The following is a 448-nucleotide window of genomic DNA, read 5'->3' on the forward strand; positions in this document are numbered from 1 at the left end:
CGTTGGCAATAATTAGAGAAACTTAATGAGAGCAATAATACTAATCATTTTTTTAACGTATTTCAATCAATCTTTTGCGTGTGATTGCAAAACTTATCCAATTGTTAATGGAAAAAGTCAAAATGAATTAAAATTAGAAGACAGTTTTAAAACTGCAACAATAATTTTTTACGGGAATTATATTGGTGACGGAAAATTTGAAAGTATAAAGCTTTATCGCGGAAAAAAACTTCTACTTAATCGGAATTTAATTGAGGAAAAAGACGAAGCAAATAATTGTGACTATTACTTCGAAAAAAATAAAAAGTATTTAGTTTTTGGAAGAATAGATGAATATGGAAAATTGTGGACAAGTGTATGTGGTGCGAATGCCCAAATTGACCATAAATCGGAACTTAAATTCGTGAAAAAATACTTGAAAAAATAACTATTGCCAACACGGTGTATA

Annotated in this window: 1 protein-coding gene; it reads left to right on the forward strand. The window is 28.6% G+C overall.

The window, feature by feature from the left end; translation table 11 throughout:
* Nucleotides 1–25: 25 nt before the first annotated feature.
* Nucleotides 26–427 carry a hypothetical protein gene (locus tag B2U95_RS00005; RefSeq protein ID WP_296310981.1) on the forward strand — a complete coding sequence of 134 codons (402 nt, stop codon included), beginning with the start codon at nt 26–28 and terminating at the stop codon, nt 425–427.
* Nucleotides 428–448: the final 21 nt, after the last annotated feature.

It is taken from the genome of Winogradskyella sp. UBA3174 (genome assembly GCF_002364335.1).
Classification (GTDB): domain Bacteria; phylum Bacteroidota; class Bacteroidia; order Flavobacteriales; family Flavobacteriaceae; genus Winogradskyella.

Excerpts from the sequence above, each read along its gene's own strand:
- B2U95_RS00005 (WP_296310981.1), top strand. The coding sequence starts at position 26 with ATGAGAGCAATAATACTAATCATTTTTTTAACGTATTTCAATCAATCT.